At 73.7% G+C, this 15,548-nt stretch carries 20 protein-coding genes and 1 pseudogene; 10 read left to right on the plus strand and 11 right to left on the minus strand.

Annotation, left to right across the window (positions count from 1 at the left end; all coding sequences use genetic code 11):
* The first annotated feature begins 155 nt into the window (after positions 1 to 155).
* Positions 156 to 599, plus strand: a complete 444-nt coding sequence (locus Ani05nite_RS22970) for a VOC family protein (RefSeq protein ID WP_203771292.1) — start codon at positions 156 to 158, stop codon at positions 597 to 599.
* Positions 600 to 649: 50 nt separating this feature from the next.
* Complete coding sequence (locus tag Ani05nite_RS22975) at positions 650 to 811, plus strand: hypothetical protein (protein ID WP_203771294.1); 162 nt, start codon at positions 650 to 652, stop codon at positions 809 to 811.
* Between the two features lie 27 nt (positions 812 to 838).
* Here Ani05nite_RS22975 and Ani05nite_RS22980 read toward each other — a convergent pair whose 3' ends face one another.
* The 3 genes from Ani05nite_RS22980 to Ani05nite_RS22990 are packed head-to-tail and all read right to left on the minus strand — an operon-like array spanning position 839 to position 2,430.
* On the minus strand, positions 839 to 1,570 hold the full coding sequence (locus Ani05nite_RS22980; RefSeq protein ID WP_203771296.1) for a class I SAM-dependent DNA methyltransferase: 732 nt from the start codon (positions 1,568 to 1,570) through the stop codon (positions 839 to 841).
* A 51-nt stretch (positions 1,571 to 1,621) separates the two neighbouring features.
* Positions 1,622 to 2,032 carry an SRPBCC family protein gene (locus tag Ani05nite_RS22985; RefSeq protein WP_203771298.1) on the minus strand — a complete coding sequence of 137 codons (411 nt, stop codon included), beginning with the start codon at positions 2,030 to 2,032 and terminating at the stop codon, positions 1,622 to 1,624.
* Between the two features lie 17 nt (positions 2,033 to 2,049).
* Entirely contained in the window at positions 2,050 to 2,430 is a 381-nt protein-coding gene (locus tag Ani05nite_RS22990; RefSeq protein WP_203771300.1) for a VOC family protein, read from the minus strand.
* An 87-nt stretch (positions 2,431 to 2,517) separates the two neighbouring features.
* On the opposite strand from Ani05nite_RS22990, the gene Ani05nite_RS22995 reads away from it, so the two are divergent.
* Positions 2,518 to 3,087: an isochorismatase family protein gene (locus Ani05nite_RS22995; protein ID WP_203771302.1), complete on the plus strand. Its 570-nt coding sequence runs from the start codon at positions 2,518 to 2,520 to the stop codon at positions 3,085 to 3,087.
* Here Ani05nite_RS22995 and Ani05nite_RS23000 read toward each other — a convergent pair.
* A complete protein-coding gene (locus Ani05nite_RS23000; protein ID WP_203771304.1) occupies positions 3,062 to 3,937 on the minus strand; it encodes a helix-turn-helix transcriptional regulator in 876 nt (291 codons plus the stop codon). The genes Ani05nite_RS22995 and Ani05nite_RS23000 overlap by 26 nt on opposite strands.
* A gap of 130 nt (positions 3,938 to 4,067) precedes the next feature.
* Here Ani05nite_RS23000 and Ani05nite_RS23005 point away from each other — a divergent pair, with 130 nt between their 5' ends.
* Both Ani05nite_RS23005 and Ani05nite_RS23010 read left to right on the plus strand, forming a co-directional pair.
* Positions 4,068 to 5,111 (plus strand): NAD(P)-dependent alcohol dehydrogenase, encoded by a 1,044-nt coding sequence (locus Ani05nite_RS23005; RefSeq protein ID WP_203771306.1) that lies wholly within the window; start codon positions 4,068 to 4,070, stop codon positions 5,109 to 5,111.
* A gap of 179 nt (positions 5,112 to 5,290) precedes the next feature.
* The gene (locus tag Ani05nite_RS23010; protein ID WP_203771308.1) at positions 5,291 to 6,010 is read left to right on the plus strand and encodes a class I SAM-dependent methyltransferase; all 720 of its coding nucleotides are present in this window, start codon (positions 5,291 to 5,293) and stop codon (positions 6,008 to 6,010) included.
* 27 nt (positions 6,011 to 6,037) lie between these two features.
* Here Ani05nite_RS23010 and Ani05nite_RS23015 read toward each other — a convergent pair whose 3' ends face one another.
* A complete protein-coding gene (locus Ani05nite_RS23015; RefSeq protein ID WP_203771311.1) occupies positions 6,038 to 6,331 on the minus strand; it encodes a barstar family protein in 294 nt (97 codons plus the stop codon).
* A 56-nt stretch (positions 6,332 to 6,387) separates the two neighbouring features.
* Between Ani05nite_RS23015 and Ani05nite_RS23020 the strand changes: the two genes are divergently transcribed.
* The gene (locus Ani05nite_RS23020) at positions 6,388 to 6,885 is read left to right on the plus strand and encodes a DUF402 domain-containing protein (protein WP_203771313.1); all 498 of its coding nucleotides are present in this window, start codon (positions 6,388 to 6,390) and stop codon (positions 6,883 to 6,885) included.
* Here the strand turns inward: Ani05nite_RS23020 and Ani05nite_RS23025 are convergent.
* From Ani05nite_RS23025 to Ani05nite_RS23035, 3 genes are all read right to left on the minus strand, one after another.
* Positions 6,858 to 7,721 carry a TIGR02569 family protein gene (locus tag Ani05nite_RS23025; protein ID WP_203771315.1) on the minus strand — a complete coding sequence of 288 codons (864 nt, stop codon included), beginning with the start codon at positions 7,719 to 7,721 and terminating at the stop codon, positions 6,858 to 6,860. The genes Ani05nite_RS23020 and Ani05nite_RS23025 overlap by 28 nt on opposite strands.
* Before the next feature lie 208 nt (positions 7,722 to 7,929).
* Positions 7,930 to 9,144 carry an MFS transporter gene (locus Ani05nite_RS23030; RefSeq protein WP_203771317.1) on the minus strand — a complete coding sequence of 405 codons (1,215 nt, stop codon included), beginning with the start codon at positions 9,142 to 9,144 and terminating at the stop codon, positions 7,930 to 7,932.
* Between the two features lie 65 nt (positions 9,145 to 9,209).
* The gene (locus Ani05nite_RS23035; protein ID WP_377880805.1) at positions 9,210 to 9,668 is read right to left on the minus strand and encodes an NUDIX domain-containing protein; all 459 of its coding nucleotides are present in this window, start codon (positions 9,666 to 9,668) and stop codon (positions 9,210 to 9,212) included.
* Between the two features lie 54 nt (positions 9,669 to 9,722).
* On the opposite strand from Ani05nite_RS23035, the gene Ani05nite_RS23040 reads away from it, so the two are divergent.
* From Ani05nite_RS23040 to Ani05nite_RS23050, 3 genes are all read left to right on the plus strand, one after another.
* A complete protein-coding gene (locus Ani05nite_RS23040; RefSeq protein WP_203771319.1) occupies positions 9,723 to 10,349 on the plus strand; it encodes a maleylpyruvate isomerase family mycothiol-dependent enzyme in 627 nt (208 codons plus the stop codon).
* 123 nt (positions 10,350 to 10,472) lie between these two features.
* Complete coding sequence (locus Ani05nite_RS23045; RefSeq protein WP_203771321.1) at positions 10,473 to 11,027, plus strand: hypothetical protein; 555 nt, start codon at positions 10,473 to 10,475, stop codon at positions 11,025 to 11,027.
* 262 nt (positions 11,028 to 11,289) lie between these two features.
* The gene (locus Ani05nite_RS23050) at positions 11,290 to 12,153 is read left to right on the plus strand and encodes a hypothetical protein (protein ID WP_203771323.1); all 864 of its coding nucleotides are present in this window, start codon (positions 11,290 to 11,292) and stop codon (positions 12,151 to 12,153) included.
* Positions 12,154 to 12,164: 11 nt separating this feature from the next.
* Here the strand turns inward: Ani05nite_RS23050 and Ani05nite_RS41295 are convergent, their stop codons facing one another.
* Both Ani05nite_RS41295 and Ani05nite_RS41300 read right to left on the minus strand, forming a co-directional pair.
* Positions 12,165 to 12,515, minus strand: a complete 351-nt coding sequence (locus Ani05nite_RS41295) for an ArsR/SmtB family transcription factor (RefSeq protein WP_275410610.1) — start codon at positions 12,513 to 12,515, stop codon at positions 12,165 to 12,167.
* A pseudogene (locus tag Ani05nite_RS41300) lies at positions 12,492 to 12,830 on the minus strand (ArsR/SmtB family transcription factor); the annotation flags it as partial. The gene Ani05nite_RS41295 and the pseudogene Ani05nite_RS41300, both read right to left, overlap by 24 nt.
* Positions 12,831 to 12,922: 92 nt before the next feature.
* Here Ani05nite_RS41300 and Ani05nite_RS23060 point away from each other — a divergent pair.
* Entirely contained in the window at positions 12,923 to 14,455 is a 1,533-nt protein-coding gene (locus tag Ani05nite_RS23060; protein WP_203771327.1) for an FAD-dependent oxidoreductase, read from the plus strand.
* A 146-nt stretch (positions 14,456 to 14,601) separates the two neighbouring features.
* Here the strand turns inward: Ani05nite_RS23060 and Ani05nite_RS23065 are convergent, their stop codons facing one another.
* Positions 14,602 to 15,528 (minus strand): NAD(P)/FAD-dependent oxidoreductase, encoded by a 927-nt coding sequence (locus tag Ani05nite_RS23065; RefSeq protein ID WP_203771329.1) that lies wholly within the window; start codon positions 15,526 to 15,528, stop codon positions 14,602 to 14,604.
* Positions 15,529 to 15,548: the final 20 nt, after the last annotated feature.

Genomic DNA, 15,548 nt, shown 5'->3' on the forward strand with positions numbered 1-15,548 from the left:
CGGGGTGACTGACGCCCGGGCGATGTCCCACCAGGCCGGCCGTTTCGCCTCGGTGAGGTGATCGGGTGGGCCGGACGATGTCGAGAACAGCCCGGCGGCTCCGTCCCCGGCGCGGACGCGGCCACCGGGGCCGTACCTGACCAAGGAGGCCCACCATGGCGATCCAGCGGATGGACAACGTCCTCATCGTGGTCGAGGACCTGGACGCCGTCATCGCGTTCTTCGTGGAGCTCGGCCTGGAGCTGGAGGGCGAGCCCGGCCCGGTCGAGGGGCGGTGGGTGGAGCGGATCATCGGGATCGACGACGTCCGGCAGGACATCGCGATGCTGCGCACGCCCGACGGGCACGGCAAGGTCGAGCTGGCCCGCTTCCGCACGCCGAAGGCGATCAGTCCCGAGCCGCGGGATGCGCCGGCGAACACGCTGGGCCTCCGGCGCATCATGTTCGCCGTCGACGACATCGAGGACGTGGTCGCCCGGCTCCGGGCCCACGGCGCCGAACTCGTCGGCGAGCTGGCGCAGTTCGAGAACATGTTCCGGCTCTGCTACGTCCGCGGCCCGGAGGGGATCATCGTCGGGCTGGCCGAGCAGCTCACGTGACGATGCCCATGGCAACCACTGGGCGTACCAGAGCAGAGTCTTGTCGACCGGTGCGAACCGGCGGGTTCGGGGTGCTGTTCGGAGCCGCCTGCCTGATCTCCAGCGCGGTCGGCCTCCTGGACGTTCCGCCTGGGCCCGGCCGGGTGATGTTCGTGGTGGCCGGCGTAGCCATCCTGTCCTCCGTCGCCTGGTATGCCTGGCGGCGGGACTGACCTCACGTGGTCGGGTTTCGCTGGCGGTCAGTTCCGGTAGACGGACACGTGTGACGGCGAGTCCTCCGTGAACTCCCCACCGGCCCAGTCCGCGTGCCGCGTCTCCAGCTCGAGCCCAGCCAGCTGCGCCATCAGGTCGAGCTCGGCCGGCCAGATGTAGCGGTGCGGGCTGCGGAACACGTCGGCCCGCCGGCCCTCGGCGAAGGTGAAGTGGTGCGACACGATGCGCTGGCGCACGACGTCGTACGTGTCCAGCCCGATGTAGCCCGGCTCCGAGCGGAAGACGGCCGCGCGTTGTCCCGGCGGGAGCTTGCGCAGCTGCGGCACCCCGAGCTCGATCACGAAGCGGCCGCCGGGTTCGAGGTGGCGGGCGGCGTTGCGGAAGCAGGCGACCTGCTCGGCCTGGGTCAGCAGGTTGGAGATCGTGTTGTAGACGAGGTAGACGAGGGTGTACCGGCCGGGGGCGGTGGCCGTCGCCATGTCGCCGACGATCACCGGGATGGTCTCCTCGTCGGCCTTCGTGCGCAGCTGGGCGAGCATCGGCTGGGACAGTTCGATGCCGGTCACGGCGACGCCGCGCTCGCGCAGCGGCACGGCCACCCGGCCCGTGCCGATGGCGAACTCCAGGGCGCGCCCGTCGCCGGCGAGCCCGGCCAAACGGTCCACGGCCGGTTCCAGCACCTCCGGCGCGAACACGCCCTGCCCCGGGGTGTCGTACTGGCGGGCGGCTTCGGCGTCCCAGACGTCCTCTTGTCGCATGGCGCCGACGATCGCGCGGGCGGCCCGCGTTGTCCACCGGATTTCGGCCGGCTACGACGGGGTGGCCAGGCTCTGCCGGCGGATGCCGTGCAGCATGCGCCGGACGGCGAGGACGTGTCCCCGGCTGCCGATGACAGCGGTGCGGTAGGCCAGGCCGGGCAGGCCCGGGAACTCCGCGTACGAGCGCGCGCTCACCCGCGTACCGCCGTCGGGTCCGTCCGCCAGGTCGAAGGTCAGCAGGTAGCGGGAGAACCGGTGCCGCCCGCCCAGGCCGAGGTGCTGCGGCGGGCGGGACTGCGTCACGGCGAAGCCGCGCGGCGGGTCGGTGCCGAGCAGCCGGGTGAGCAGGCCGGGGCCCGCGCCGATGGACGAGTCGGCGTAGCGGCACAGGGCCGCCCACACGACGTCGCGTGGTGCGGCGATCGTGATCCGGTGCTCGTCCAGGAACGGCAGGTCGCTCATCCTCCCCGCGAGCCTACTCACGCCACGCAGAACTCGTTGCCCTCCGGATCGAGCATCACGATGTGGCTCAGGTGCGCGTCGTGCTCCTCGCGGACGGCGGTCGCCCCGGCGGCGACGAGCTCGGCCGCGCGGCTACGGATCAGCTGCTCCCGTACCGCCGGATCCGTCCGCCGCCCGGCGGCGACGCGGATGTCGATGTGCAGCCGGTTCTTGGCGGTCTTGCCCTCGGGCACCCGCAGGAAGCTGATGGCCGGCAGCCGGCCCTCCGGGTCGACCAGCGACGCGCCGCCGGCGAAGTCGTAGCCCGGCTCGTCGACGTAGCCCAGCGCCAGCGCCCAGAAGGCCGCCAGCCGCCGGGGGTCCGCCGCGTCCCCGGCGAGGGTCCAGTGGGTGGTCATGGTCCCGATTCTAGGAACGGCCCGGAACTGTCGGACCCCCCTCCTAGAGTTCTCGGCACGTCCCCGCCCGACGCGAAGGAGAGCCCGATGACGACCCTGCCCGACCGTCCGAACACCGCGCTGCTGGTCATCGACGTGCAGAACGACGTCGTCGCTGGCGCCCACGACCGCGACCGGGTGGTCGCCACCATCGCCGTGCTGGTCGGCAAGGCCCGGGCCGCCGGTGCCCCGGTGGTCTGGGTGCAGCACTCCGGCGAGCAGCTGCCCCAGGGCAGCGACGGCTGGCAGTTCGTCCCCGAGCTCAGCCGCGACGAGTCCGAGCCGCTGGTGCCCAAGCGTTACGCCGACGCCTTCGAGGAGACCGACCTGGAGGAGGTCCTCGCCGGGCTCCGGGTCGGCCGCCTGATCGTCTCCGGCGCGCAGACCGACGAGTGCATCCGCTCGACGCTGCACGGCGCCGTCGTCCGCGGCTACGACGCGACCCTGGTCAGCGACGCCCACACCACCGAGGATCAGAGCGAGTGGGGCGCGCCGCCGCCCGGCCTGGTCATCGCCCACACCAATCTCTACTGGCACCACCACACGGCGCCGGGGCGCACAGCCGGCACGGCGCCGGCCGACGCCGTCGACTTCAGCGCGTCGGCTCCGTCTCGCTGAGCCGGTCCTCCGCGGGCGCGGACCAGCTGGCCAGCAGGCGCAGCGCGTCCTGCGCCGGCGAGCCCGGCTCGGCGCTGTAGGCGGTCAGGGTCAGGCCCGGGTCGGCCGGCAGCGGCATCGCTTCGAAGCCCAGCTTCAGGTCACCGACGAGGGGGTGGCGCAGGTGCTTGGTCCCGGTCTGGTGCAGCCGTACGTCGTGTGCGGCCCACCGCGTCCGGAAGGACTCGCTGCGCGTGGAGAGCTCGCCGACGAGGTCCGTCAGCCCCCGGTCGTACGGGTCCCGGCCGGCCTCCGTGTGCAGCAGCGCGACCGTTGTGTTGGCCGCGTCCTCCCAGTCGGGGTAGAAGTCCGTCGCGCGCGCGTCCAGGAACGCGAAGCGGGCGAGGTTCGGCGCGGCCGGGTGGTCGAAGACCGGCGCGTAGAGAGCCCGGCCCAGCCGGTTCGTGGCCAGGACGTCCAGCCGGCCGTTGCGGACGAAGGCCGGCGCGTCGGTCATCGCGTCGAGCAGCTGCTGCACGCCGGGGCGGATCCGGTGCGTGGCCGGGCGGCGCCGGGCCCGCGCGGGCGCGTTGCTGGCCCGGGCCAGGTCGGTCAGGTGGGCCCGCTCCGCCTCGTCGAGCTGCAACGCCCGGGAGATCGCGTCCAGCACGCCTTCGGAGACCCCGCCGAGGTTGCCGCGTTCCAGGCGCGTGTAGTAGTCGGGGCTCACCCCGGCGAGCAGGGCCACCTCCTCGCGCCGCAGGCCGGGCACCCGCCGGTGGCCGCCGTAGGTCGGCAGCCCGGCCCGTTCCGGGGTGATCCGGGCGCGCCGCGAGGCCAGGAACTCGCGGATGTCGTTGCGGTTGTCCACGCGATCAACGGTACGGCCGCCGTGACGGGGTATGGAGGTTCTGTCAGTACCTGCCTCAGCAGGCCCTCCCGGACTCCGGGGCGAGCCGGTTGACTGAAGCTGCCAGACCTGACCGACAAACGGGAGAATCGTGTTCACTGTCAACGCCTACGCTGCCCCGTCCGCGACCGAAGCCCTGGTCCGGACGACGCTCGAGCGCCGTGAGGTCGGCCCGCACGACGTGCTCATCGAGATCCGGTACGCCGGCATCTGCCACTCCGACATCCACACCGTGCGCGGTGAGTGGGGTGAGGTGCGGTATCCGCTCACGCCCGGTCACGAGATCGCCGGTGTGGTCACCGAGGTGGGGGAGCAGGTCACCAAGCATGCCGTCGGGGACCGGGTCGGTGTCGGCTGCATGGTCGACTCCTGCCGCGAGTGCGTGAACTGCCGCAACGGCGAGGAGCAGTACTGCCTCAACGGCATGACCGGCACCTACGCCGCGGTCGGCCGGGACGGGGAGATCACCCAGGGCGGCTACTCCACCCACATCGTGGTCACCGAGGACTTCGTCGTGAAGATCCCGGACGGGCTCGAGCTGGACGTCGCCGCGCCGCTGCTGTGTGCCGGCATCACCACGTACTCGCCGCTGCACCACTGGGGGGCCGGGCCGGGCAAGAAGGTGGCCGTGGTCGGGCTCGGCGGGCTCGGGCACATGGCGGTCAAGCTCGCGCACGCCATGGGCGCCGAGGTCACGGTGCTGTCCCAGACCCTGAACAAGCAGGACGACGGGCTGCGGCTGGGCGCCGACGACTACTACGCCACGTCCGACCCGGAGACGTTCACCAAGCTCGCCAACACCTTCGACCTCATCGTCAACACGGTGAGCGCCCGGATCGACGTGGACGCGTACCTGTCGCTGCTCGCGCTGAACGGCTCCCTGGTCAACGTGGGCGCGCCCGCCGAGCCGCTGCCGGTCAACGTCTTCTCGCTGTTCACCGGGCGGCGCTCGTTCGCCGGCTCTTCGATCGGCGGCATCCGCGAGACGCAGGAGATGCTCGACTTCTGCGCGGAGCACGGGCTCGGCGCCGAGATCGAGGTCATCCCGGCCGACAAGATCAACGACGCGTACGAGCGGGTCCTCGCCTCCGACGTGCGGTACCGCTTCGTCATCGACGTGGCCACGCTGAGCTGAGGGGCGCGCCTGGGCCCGCCACGGATCCAGCGTGGCGGGCACAGGCCGGCGCCGGTGGGGGCCGGACCATGGGGCGCAAGGAGGAGGCCTCGACCGCTGGGCGACCTGACCTGGCCCTGATCGGCACCGCCGTCGGCCGGGACCTGCTGGCACCGGCCACCCCGCGATAGCCTGCCCCGATGTCCCCGGTCTACGACACCACGATGGCCGGCGCCTACCTGCGCGGACGCACCTTGCGCGCGGAGGACGTCGCCGCCTGGATGAGCGCGGCCGCGCCCCACCTGCCCGGCCCGGGCGGCCGCATCCTCGACCTGGGCGCGGGCACCGGCCGGTTCACCGCGGCGCTCGGGCAGGCCACCGGCGCGACGGTGATCGCCTGCGAGCCGTCGCCGGCGATGCGAGCCGTCTGCCCCCGTGAGGGAAATCTCGTGGGCGGCGCCGCGGAGACGCCACCGTTCCGCCGGGCGAGTTTCGACGCCGTCTGGGCGTCGCAGGTGCTGCACCACGTGCGCGACCTGGCGGCCTTCGCCCGCGGCATCCGTCACGTGCTGCGCCCGGGCGGTCGCCTGCTGCTGCGCGGCGGCTTCGGCGCGCCGGAGCTGATCCCGCTGCACCGCTGGTTCCCGAGCGCCTTCGGCGACTCCCACGGCCTGCTCGCCGAGGTGGCGGCCCGGCTGAGCGCATGCGGCGTGTCCCGCACGGCGCGGGTCGAGGTGCCGCAACGGTACGCCGGGAGCGCCCGTGAGCTGGTCGACAAGGTGGCCACCCGGTCGCTGAGCAACCTCGCCAGGTTGCCCGACGACGACTTCGCCGCCGGTCTGCGAGCCGTGCGACGCGATGCGCCGGGACTGAGCTATCCGCTCGACGAGCGCCTCGACCTGGTCGTCTTCACCGGCTGACCCGGTCGCGGGAAGGTCTCGGCAGGGTCATTCCAGGACCCGGAAGATGAAGCGCTCGTTCCAGTCCAGGCCCTCGTCCGCCGCCTCGATCCGGTTCAGGGCGCCGACATAGCGGTCGTACAGCGCCATGCCCAGGGCCATCTTGATCGCCTCACAGTGGATCCACACCAGCTGCACCGGCCGGGGGTCGCCGGCCGCCAGGTGCGCGCACAGGTCGTCCAGGTCCAAGCGGTAGTACGGACCGTAGCCGAACGCCCCGGCGAGACGCCGCTGCAGGTCGGCCTCGTTCAGAACGAAACGGCCGTCGATGACCACGTTCACCTCTCCGCGTCTCCTCTCCCGATCGTGAGGCGCGCGCCGCCGCCAGGGTGCCTCGCGTGGGCGAAGTCGACGTGGTCCGCGAGTACGACGGCCGCCTGCACCGGCGGGCGGTCGAGCACCACCTCGGCGAGGACGAATGGGGCACCTGGCTCGGCGTTCCTTGCGGCACCGAGATCCACTACGTCTCTGCCGGTGTGACCCGCCGCGACAAGCATCGCGGCGTACGCCTCGTCCCCCGCGACGGCTGGTACACGGCCTTGTTCTTCGCGCCGACCCGCCGGCTGGAGATGTACTGCGACATCACCGCGCCGGCCGAATGGGCCGGCCCGGCGCAGGTCAGCCTCGTGGACCTCGACCTGGGCGTCACCCGCACCCACCGGGGCCGCGTCGCCCTGCTCGACGAGGAGGAGTCCGCGGCGCACCAGGTCAGCTACGGCTACCCCGGCGAGGTGATCGAGGCAGTCGCGGAAGCCGCCCGGCAGATCGTCGCCGCCGCCCGTGCCCGGGTCGAGCCGTTCGGTACGCACTACATCTCCTGGCTCGACCGCGTCTGACCCGCCGCTCGCACCCCGCCGGACAGGCCCTCCTCGTGCCCGGCGAGCAGCCGCTCGAACGCGGTCACCAGCGGGCGGTACGGCTCCTCGGGCTCCTGCGGCCATCCGCCCGCGTCCCAGGTGGCGAGCCGGTAGATCGCGGCCCGGACCAGCGCCTGCCCCCACTCCGGCAGATGCGCCCACCGGTTGATCACCCCGCTGCCGGCGCCGTGCCAGACCATCGCGTCCACCGCCACGACCGCCGACGCCCACACCGCCGGCCGCCAGTAGGCCGCCCAATCGATCACGGCGGGCGGCAGGCCGGGCTCGAACAGCACGTTGCCGAGCAGATCACCGTGCACGATCTGCTCCGGCAGCGCGACCGGCCGCCACAGATCGAGCAACTGGTCCAGCACCGCCGACGGCCGCCGCCGCCCCGCGGGCACGTCGTCGCCGAAGGCCAGCTTGTTGCCGTACTCCCACGGGTTGTCCCGGCGGTCCAGCAACGCGGGCCGCGGCACCGCCGCGACAGCCTCGTGAAATGCGGCCCCGGCCCGGATCACGTCGTCGACGCGGCGCGGGTCCGGCTGCCCGGCCACGGCGCGGGTCGCCTCCCAGCCCCCGGCCAGCCAGTCGCCGTCGGCCGCCCGCACCGGCCGGGCGATCCGGAAATGCGGCGACTCCGGCAGCCCGGCCAGGATGTCACCGCGCCAGCGGACCTCCTCGTCACCCTCGGCCGGCTTGAGCACGACGTCACCCACCCGCCAGGTGCCGCCCTTGCCTCCGGCCAGGCGCACGGGGTCGCCCTGAGCGGCGAACGCCGCCCGCACCCACGCCGGCGGTCCTTCCTCTGCCATGTCCCTATTGAACCGGCTGGCGTGGCCGGCCGGTGCGGCAGGTGGGCCGGGCGATCCCGTCGGCCGGCCGTCTGCCGTCGTCTTGCGCCTGCGTGCTGGCGGTGGTCCTGCGCTCGTGCGCCGCGCGTCTCCGCCGCCCGCACGTCCACCTCGCCGCCCCACGCGCCCGTAGCGCCGGCCCGCATACCTACAACACCGGCCCGCACCCCTACGGCGCCGGTCGGACCTCGCGGATGCCGCTGCTCGTGGTCGCGGCCACCGCCGCGCCCCCCACGGTGGCGGCGAAGGCCAGCACCGACATCGGCGGGTTCCAGAGGGTGATCAGCGCGCCCGCCAGCAACGGCGCGGCGGCCGCCACCGACGTCGCGACCACGATGATCACGCTGACCACCCGGCCCTGCAGCCGGTCCGGCGTGATCGCCGCCTGGTGGCCGAACAGCGCCGCGTTCGACGCCGGGCCCAGGAACACCGCCAGCGCCACCGGCACAGCCGCGGCGACACTGTGGATCAGCAGGGCGCTGGCCGACATCAGCAACGCGGCGGTCCAGCAGATGCCGCGGATCAGCGCCGGCAGCGGCAGCCGCCGTTGCAGCGCCGGCGCGGCCAGGGCCCCGAGCAGGCCACCGACCGCGACCACTGTCTCCACGCCACCGATGATGGCCGGGGGCACGCCGTCGCGTTGCAGCGTCACGATGATCGTGAAGATGATGCCGTGGATGGCCAGGTTGAGCGGTGCGGCGATGAACAGCACGGCCCGCAGGAACGGGTCGCCGAACACGAACCGGAAGCCCTCGGCCAGGGCGGCCGCGTGCCCGCCCGGCTCGATGTCCCGGGCCTGCTGCAGCGGCCGGCGGATCAGCCAGATGCCCGCGAACGAGGCGAGGAACGTCACCGCGTCGCCGAAGAAGGGCAGCGAGCGGCCGAGGCCGAATAGCAGGCCGCCCACCGGCGGACCGGCCAGCGACGTGGCATAGCTGCGGGCCTCGTTGCGGGCGACCGCGGCCGGCAACTGGCCCCGGCGCACGATGGTGCGCAGGGACGAGTGCTCCGCCGTACCGAAGAAGGCATTGGCCGCCGCGCCGATCACCACGACCGCGACGACCAGGGTGAGCGTCGCCCGGCCTTGCAGCACCGCGACGCCGAGCGCGAGATAGGCGACCAGCCGGATCGCGTCGCAGCTGAGCATGATCCGGCGCCGGTCGGCGCGGTCGACCAGCACGCCGGCCGGCAGCCGGCACACCACCGTCGCGACCAGGCCGATCGTGCCGACCAGCCCGGCCTGCACCGGCGAGCCGGTCAGGGCCAGCACCAGCAGCGGTACGGCCAGCGCGGAGATCGCGTTGCCCACGTCGGAGAGCGACTGGCTGACCCAGAGCAGGTTGAACTCCCGGTTGCGCCACAACTGTTCCGGCGCAAGGGTCATACCCCGACTGTCGTCGTGGCCGTGACGTCCGGTCAAGCATTGACATTTCCGCACCTCTCGATGCTTCAGTCCGGCTCACGACCGTCCTCCAGGTAAGCGGTGACGCCGGTGCGCACTGCTTGCCGGGCCGCCGCGGCCCGGCGGGCCAGCAGAGGCCGCAGGCGTTGGGCCGCCTCGTCCGGGTCGGACCAGGCCCAGCCGCGCAGCTCCGTGGCGGCCAGGCGCGCCGGACCGTCGCACCGGCCGCCGTCGAAGACCAGCATCAATCCGTCGGTGCGCCCGTCGCGCGGCGGCACCCAGTCGACGACCAGCAGCCGCCCCGGCACGACGGTGAGGCCGAGCTCCTCGGTGATCTCGCGGGCGGCGGCGTCCCGCGGCGACTCGTCGGCCTCGACGACGCCGCCGGGCAGCTCCCAGTCGGGTTTGTAGGTGGGCTCCACCAGCAGGATGCGGTCGTCGCGATCCCGCAGGAGGAGAGCGGCGCCCATCCGTTTGCGCGGCAAGGTGGCGGTCCAGTCGGTCACGGCGGCCAGCGTACGGGCGATGGCCGGGCGGCCGCGCGACGTTAGCCTGACCCTGTGGATATCCTCCCCGCGATCGCCGACGAGCGGCGCCGCGTCGCCGATCTGGTGGAATCGCTGACCCCCGAGCAGCTCGACACCCCCAGCCTGTGCGGCGAGTGGACGGTCCGGGAAGTCGCCGGTCACCTGCTGGCGGCGATCAGCAAGCCGGTCACGCCGCTGCTGCCGTTGGTCGCCCGCAGCGGCTTCAATATCCACCGGGCCAACGCGCGGCTTGCGGTGCTGACGGCCGAACGACCGCCGGGCGAGCTTGCCCGCGGTCTGCGGGACAACGCGGAGAACCCGTTCCGGCCGCCGATCGTCGGCTATCCCGGGCAGCTCACCGACCTGCAGGTGCACGGCCAGGACATGCGGCGGCCGCTGGGCCTGCCGCACGGGCTGCGGCTGGAACGGCTGCGCGTGTCGCTGGATTTCCTGGTGGGCGGCCGGGCCGTCGGTTTCGCCCCGAGACGGCGCCTGGCCGGGCTGCGTTTCGAGGCGGCGGACCTGGACTGGGCCACGGGAACGGGTCCGCTGGTGACCGGTCCGGCGGAAGCGTTGATGCTGGCGATGACGGGCCGCGGCGTGGCGTTGACCGAGTTGGACGGCCCGGGCGTGCCGATCCTGCGCAACCGCCTGGCCTGACCAGCGCGGAACCTCCGAGCCGAGCGGGGCCGCGAGGTCCTTTCCGGATAGTTGTCCGCGACGCGCGGAGCCGTGCGCCACGCCGAGCCGGAAAATGTCAGTGGCCGGTCCTACCGTCGCGGCATGGATGACAACGAGCACCCACCCGAGAACGATCACCGTCCACACCTCAACCTCGAACGACATCTGACCATCGGTCCGCACGTCTACCAGCTCACCGCCGCCGGCACCGGCGACGAGCCCATCGGTCTGTCCCTGGTCGGGTGGAGCGCCACGGGCGAGGTGGTGAGCGAGATCAGCGGGGGGATCTCGCCCGCCGACCTGGCCCCGGTGGCGGACGCCCTGACCTCGACGCTGGCGGGCCTGGCCGCGCTGCGCCGCCAACGCCTGACGGCGTCGGGCTCGGCGGCCTCCGCCCCGACGGCGCCGGGGGAGCGGCAGCGGCGCCACCGTAACCAGGGCGTCCGCTGGACGGCCGAGGACGACGAACGGCTGGCCGCGCGGCATCGGGCCGGCGCGAGCTCACGGGAGCTGATGGCGGAGTTCGGGCGCAGCCGGGGCGGGATCCTGGCCCGGCTCGAACACCTCGGCCTGATCACGCCCGACGCCGTGCCGGTGGCCCCGGCGCAGCGCAGCGGCGCCGGCGACGGGACGGGGGTGGTCACCGAGGCGGCATGAGCCGGTGCGGCGGTACGCGGCCTGCCCGTTCGGTTCCGTCTCGGCCGCTGGCGTCGCTCGAGTTCGCCGATCGCGAGGGTGCACACCGCCATCGCCCGCGCCCGGCGGTATGCACCCTCGCTGCACCCGGCGTGAGCTCAGGTAGGGCCACGTCCACCCGATTCCTTCAGGCACTGGCGGACGGCTCCGCTGGTGAGCGGGCCCGGGCGTAACCCCCTCGGCGTCCGGGCCCGCTCAGCTCCCGCAGGCGGAAGGGTGCACCGTGGTCACACCGGGGCCCAGGGGCCTGCACATCGGCATCGACGCGGAGAAGGTCGTCGTGTCGCCCGTTCCGCTCAGGATGCGTACCGGGCGGGCCCGGCGGGTTCGCTGGGGTTCGGTCACCGAGGTCGTGCCGGTTGCGCCCAGCGGGCGCAGCCGGGAGGAGCGGACGCGGTTCGCCTCCCAGCTCGTCCTCGCGCTGGTGGTGCTGTCGGCCGTGCTCGGCGCGCTCGGCGTCGCCTGGTGGCTGGCCGCGGGCGGCTCGGTGGCGCTCGTCGCCTTCGTGGCCGTGGAACAGGCGCGGGCGGCCCGGACCGGGATCATCGCCCTGCCCAAGGGCGACCGCGCCCACGTGCTGCACGCCGCCGAGGAACGGGCCGCGTTCGAGCGGGCCTTCGCCGTGGCCAAGCGGGTACGGCGCACCTGGCCCGCGCTGCGGCACATGATCGACGCGGACGACGCCGACCGGAGCCTGGCGGCCGCGCTGGAGGAACTCGCCGCGATCATGGCTCGGCGCCAGCAGATCCGCCGCCTGCGCGAGGAGCTCACCCAGGCCAACCGCCACGACCTGCCGGCGGACAGCCCGGCCGTGCAGGCGCTGGCGGAGCAGCGGCTGCGGGTCGAGTCACTCTGGCGGTCCACCGCCGGGGCGGCCAACCGCATCCTGGCCAGCATCAACGCCGCCGCGCTGGCGGGGGAGCACCTCATCCGCGAGCAGCGCATCGGCGACACCGCCCGCGAAGCGGAACTGGCGATCTCCCGGCTGACGGCGGCCGGCCCGCCCCGCACCGAGGCCGGCCCGGAACTGGCCGAACGCACGGCTGCGGTCATCGCCGCCTACCGCGAGCTGGCCTCCGGCCGCTGAGGCGGCGTCCGTCAGGACCGAAAGTTGTCCGCGTTCGCCCGCGCCTGCTCGGCCAGGTCCCCCAGATGCGCCGCCGCGCCCTGCAACATCTCCGGCACCAGCCGGTAGAACGTGTACCGCCCCCGCGGCTCCGCTCCCACCACCCCGGCCTCCCGCAACTGCTTGAGGTGGCCGGAGACATTCGGCTGCTTGGCCCCGGTCTCGGCCACCAGGTAGGCGGTGCACGCCGGCCCGCCGGCCAGGATCTCCACCAGCTGGGCCCGCAGCGGATCGGCCAGCAGCCGGACGACATCGGAACCGGCTGATATCAGCGAGCCCTGATGAGACGCCGTCGCGGGGGACGCCAGGAGGCCGCCCAGCAGGTCCAGGGCTTGCCTCTGCGCCGAGTAGTACACCCAGGTGCCCCGGCGCTCGGCGTCCACCAGCCCGGCCTCGCGCAACACCCGCAGATGGTGCGAGATGGTCGCGCCCGTCACGTCGAAGGCGTCCGTCAGGTCGCAGACGCAGGCCTCCGGTGACGCCGCGATCAGCGACAGGAGCCGCAGCCGGACCGGGTCGCTGAGCGCCTTGAATATCGGGGCCAGCTCGGCGGCGGCCTGCGGCGCGAGCGCCTGCGCCGAGAGGGGAGGGCAGCACGCCGCCGCCGGCGGGACGTCGACCACGGTGAGAACGGACATGGCAATAGCTTGACACTTGTCTAAGTTCGAGGCAAGGTGGTGGCGGAAGTTAGACCGCAGTCGATCCAGCGAAGTGTTCGAGGAGCCAAGTCATGAGTGACGAGACTGTCGGTGCCGGTCCCTGCTGCGGCACCACCGAAGCGGCCCAGGCGGCGGGCGCCTGCTGCGACCCGGCCGCCAAGGACGAGGCGCTGGCCGCCGGCGCGAACTGCTGCGGCGAGGCGGCGGGGCAGGGGAGCCACGACGCCGCGGGGCATGACGTATCAGGATCGAGTGATGAGTGGGCGGGGCTGCCGGTCGTGATCGTCGGGGCCGGCCCGGTCGGTCTGGCCGCGGCCGCCGAGCTGCGGGAACGCGGGCTCGCCTTCGAGGTGCTCGAGGCCGGCGACGGTCCCGCCGCCGCCGTGCGCAGCTGGGGCCACGTACGCCTCTTCTCGCCCTGGCGCTACGACATCGACACCGCCGCGGCCCGCCTGCTCGCCGAGGCCGGCTGGGTGCGTCCCGCCGACGACCGGTTGCCCACCGGCGCCGAGCTGGCCGCCGACTACCTCCAGCCGCTGGCCGACCTGCCCGCGATCAAGCCGCACGTCCGCTACGGCGCCCGCGTCGTCGCGATCACCCGGCTCGGGCTCGACCGCGTCCGTACCGCCGGCCGCGCCACCACCCCGTTCCTGGTCCGCCTGGCCGGCGGCGAGGACATCCTGGCCCGCGCGGTCATCGACGCCTCCGGCACCTGGGGTACGCCCAACGTCCTCGGCGCCTCCGGCATCCCCGCCCACGGTGAGGCGGAGGCGGCGGCGTTCCGGGAATCGGCGCTGCCCGACGTCCTGGGCCGCGACCGCGACCGGTTCGCCGGCCGCCACACGCTGGTGGTGGGCGCCGGGCACTCCGCCGCCAACACCCTGCTCGCCCTGGCCGAGCTGGCCGAACAGGCGCCCGGCACCGCGGTGACCTGGGCGATCCGGGCGGCCGACCCGGCCCGCAGCTACGGCGGTCAGACGGCCGACGCGCTGCCGGCCCGGGGCGCCCTGGGCAGCCGGCTGCGCGAGCACGTCGAGTCCGGCGCGATCACGCTGCTCCGCGACTTCCGGGTGCAGCGCGTCACCGCCGGGACGGACGGCACGGTCGAGGTTTCCGACGGCACCCGTACGGTCACCGCGCACCGGATCGTGTCGGCCACCGGCTTCCGCCCGGACCACACGATCACCTCGGAGTTGCGGCTGGACCTGGACCCGGTGCTCGGCTCGACCCGCGCCCTCGCGCCGCTGATCGACCCCAACGAGCACTCCTGCGGCACCGTCCCGCCGCACGGCGTCGACGAGCTGTCGCACCCCGAGCCGGGCTTCTACGCGATCGGCGTGAAGTCCTACGGCCGGGCCCCGACGTTCCTGCTGGCCACCGGCTACGAACAGGCTCGTTCGGTCGCGGCCGCGCTCGCCGGCGACTGGGCCGCGGCCCGCGACGTGCAGCTCGACCTGCCGGAGACCGGCGTCTGCAACAGCAACCCGGTCACCGGTGCGGACATCGCGGGCCGGGGGCTGGCCACCGGTGTCGCCGGTGGGCTGGTGTCCGCGCCGCTCACCCTCGTGTCCGCCTCGGCCGGAGGCGGCGGCTGCTGCAGCTGACCGTCCGGTGAGCCGCACGGCCGGGGGTGTGAGGGCTGACCGTCCGGTGAGCCGCACGGCGGTGGGGGTGAAGGCTCACGTTCCAGTGAGCCGCACGGCGGTGGGGTGAAGGCTGACGTCAAAAGCCGTCGGTGGAGAGCGGCGGCTCACCCGGCGGCCGCGACCGCCCGTCCGGTCTCCTCCATGATCAGATCCATGTTGAGCTGAGCGGCCACGTGCAGCCCCGCTGCCGCCGCGCTGATCACCTGCGCCATCTGGTCGGTGACGTTGCCGGCCACCCACACCCCGGGAACCGCCGTCCGCCCGTTCGGCTCGGCCACCACGGAACTGCCGAAGTCGTTGTCCGTCGCGGTCAGCCCCAGCGACGGCAGCGGTTCGGCGTTGGCCAGGAAGCGCGGGGCCACGACCAGGATCTCGCGGGCGATCACGGCGCCGTCGGTCAGCCGTACGCCGGTCAGCCGGCCACCCTCGGCCAGCACCTCGGCGATCTTGTCCCGCACCACCGTGATGCCGCGCGCCGCGAGCTGGCGGGCCTGTTCGGCGTCCGGCTCCGGGGCGGTGTGCTGGAACAGGGTCACGTCGTCGCTCCACTGCCGCCACATCAGCGCCTGGTGCACCGACAGGGGCGACCCGCCGATGATCCCGATGGCCCGGCCCCGCACCTCGTAGCCGTGGCAGTACGGGCAGTGCAGCACGTCGTGGCCCCACCGCTCGCGCAGCCCGGGGATGTCCGGCAGCTCGTCGGTCAGCCCGGTGGTGACCAGCAGTCGCCGGGCGGCGTACGACCGTCCGTCCGCCAACCGCACCGTGAGCAGGTCGCCGTCGCGCCCCGCGGCCGTGACCCGGCCGTCGATGATCTCGCCGCCGTAGTGGCGTACCTCGGCCTGCCCGGCCGCCCGGAAGTCCGCCGGCGGGATGGTGTCGCGGGTCAGGAAGTTGTGGATGCCGTCGGCCGGGCCGTTGCGGGGCTCGCCCGCGTCGATCACCAGCACCGACCGCAGCGCGCGGCCCAGGGCCACCGCGCCGCTCAGTCCGGCGGGCCCGCCGCCGATCACGATCACGTCGTATGTCATGCCGCCACGGTGGCCCCGGT

The sequence above is a fragment of the Actinoplanes nipponensis genome (genome assembly GCF_016862275.1).
Taxonomy (GTDB): Bacteria; Actinomycetota; Actinomycetes; order Mycobacteriales; family Micromonosporaceae; genus Actinoplanes; species Actinoplanes nipponensis.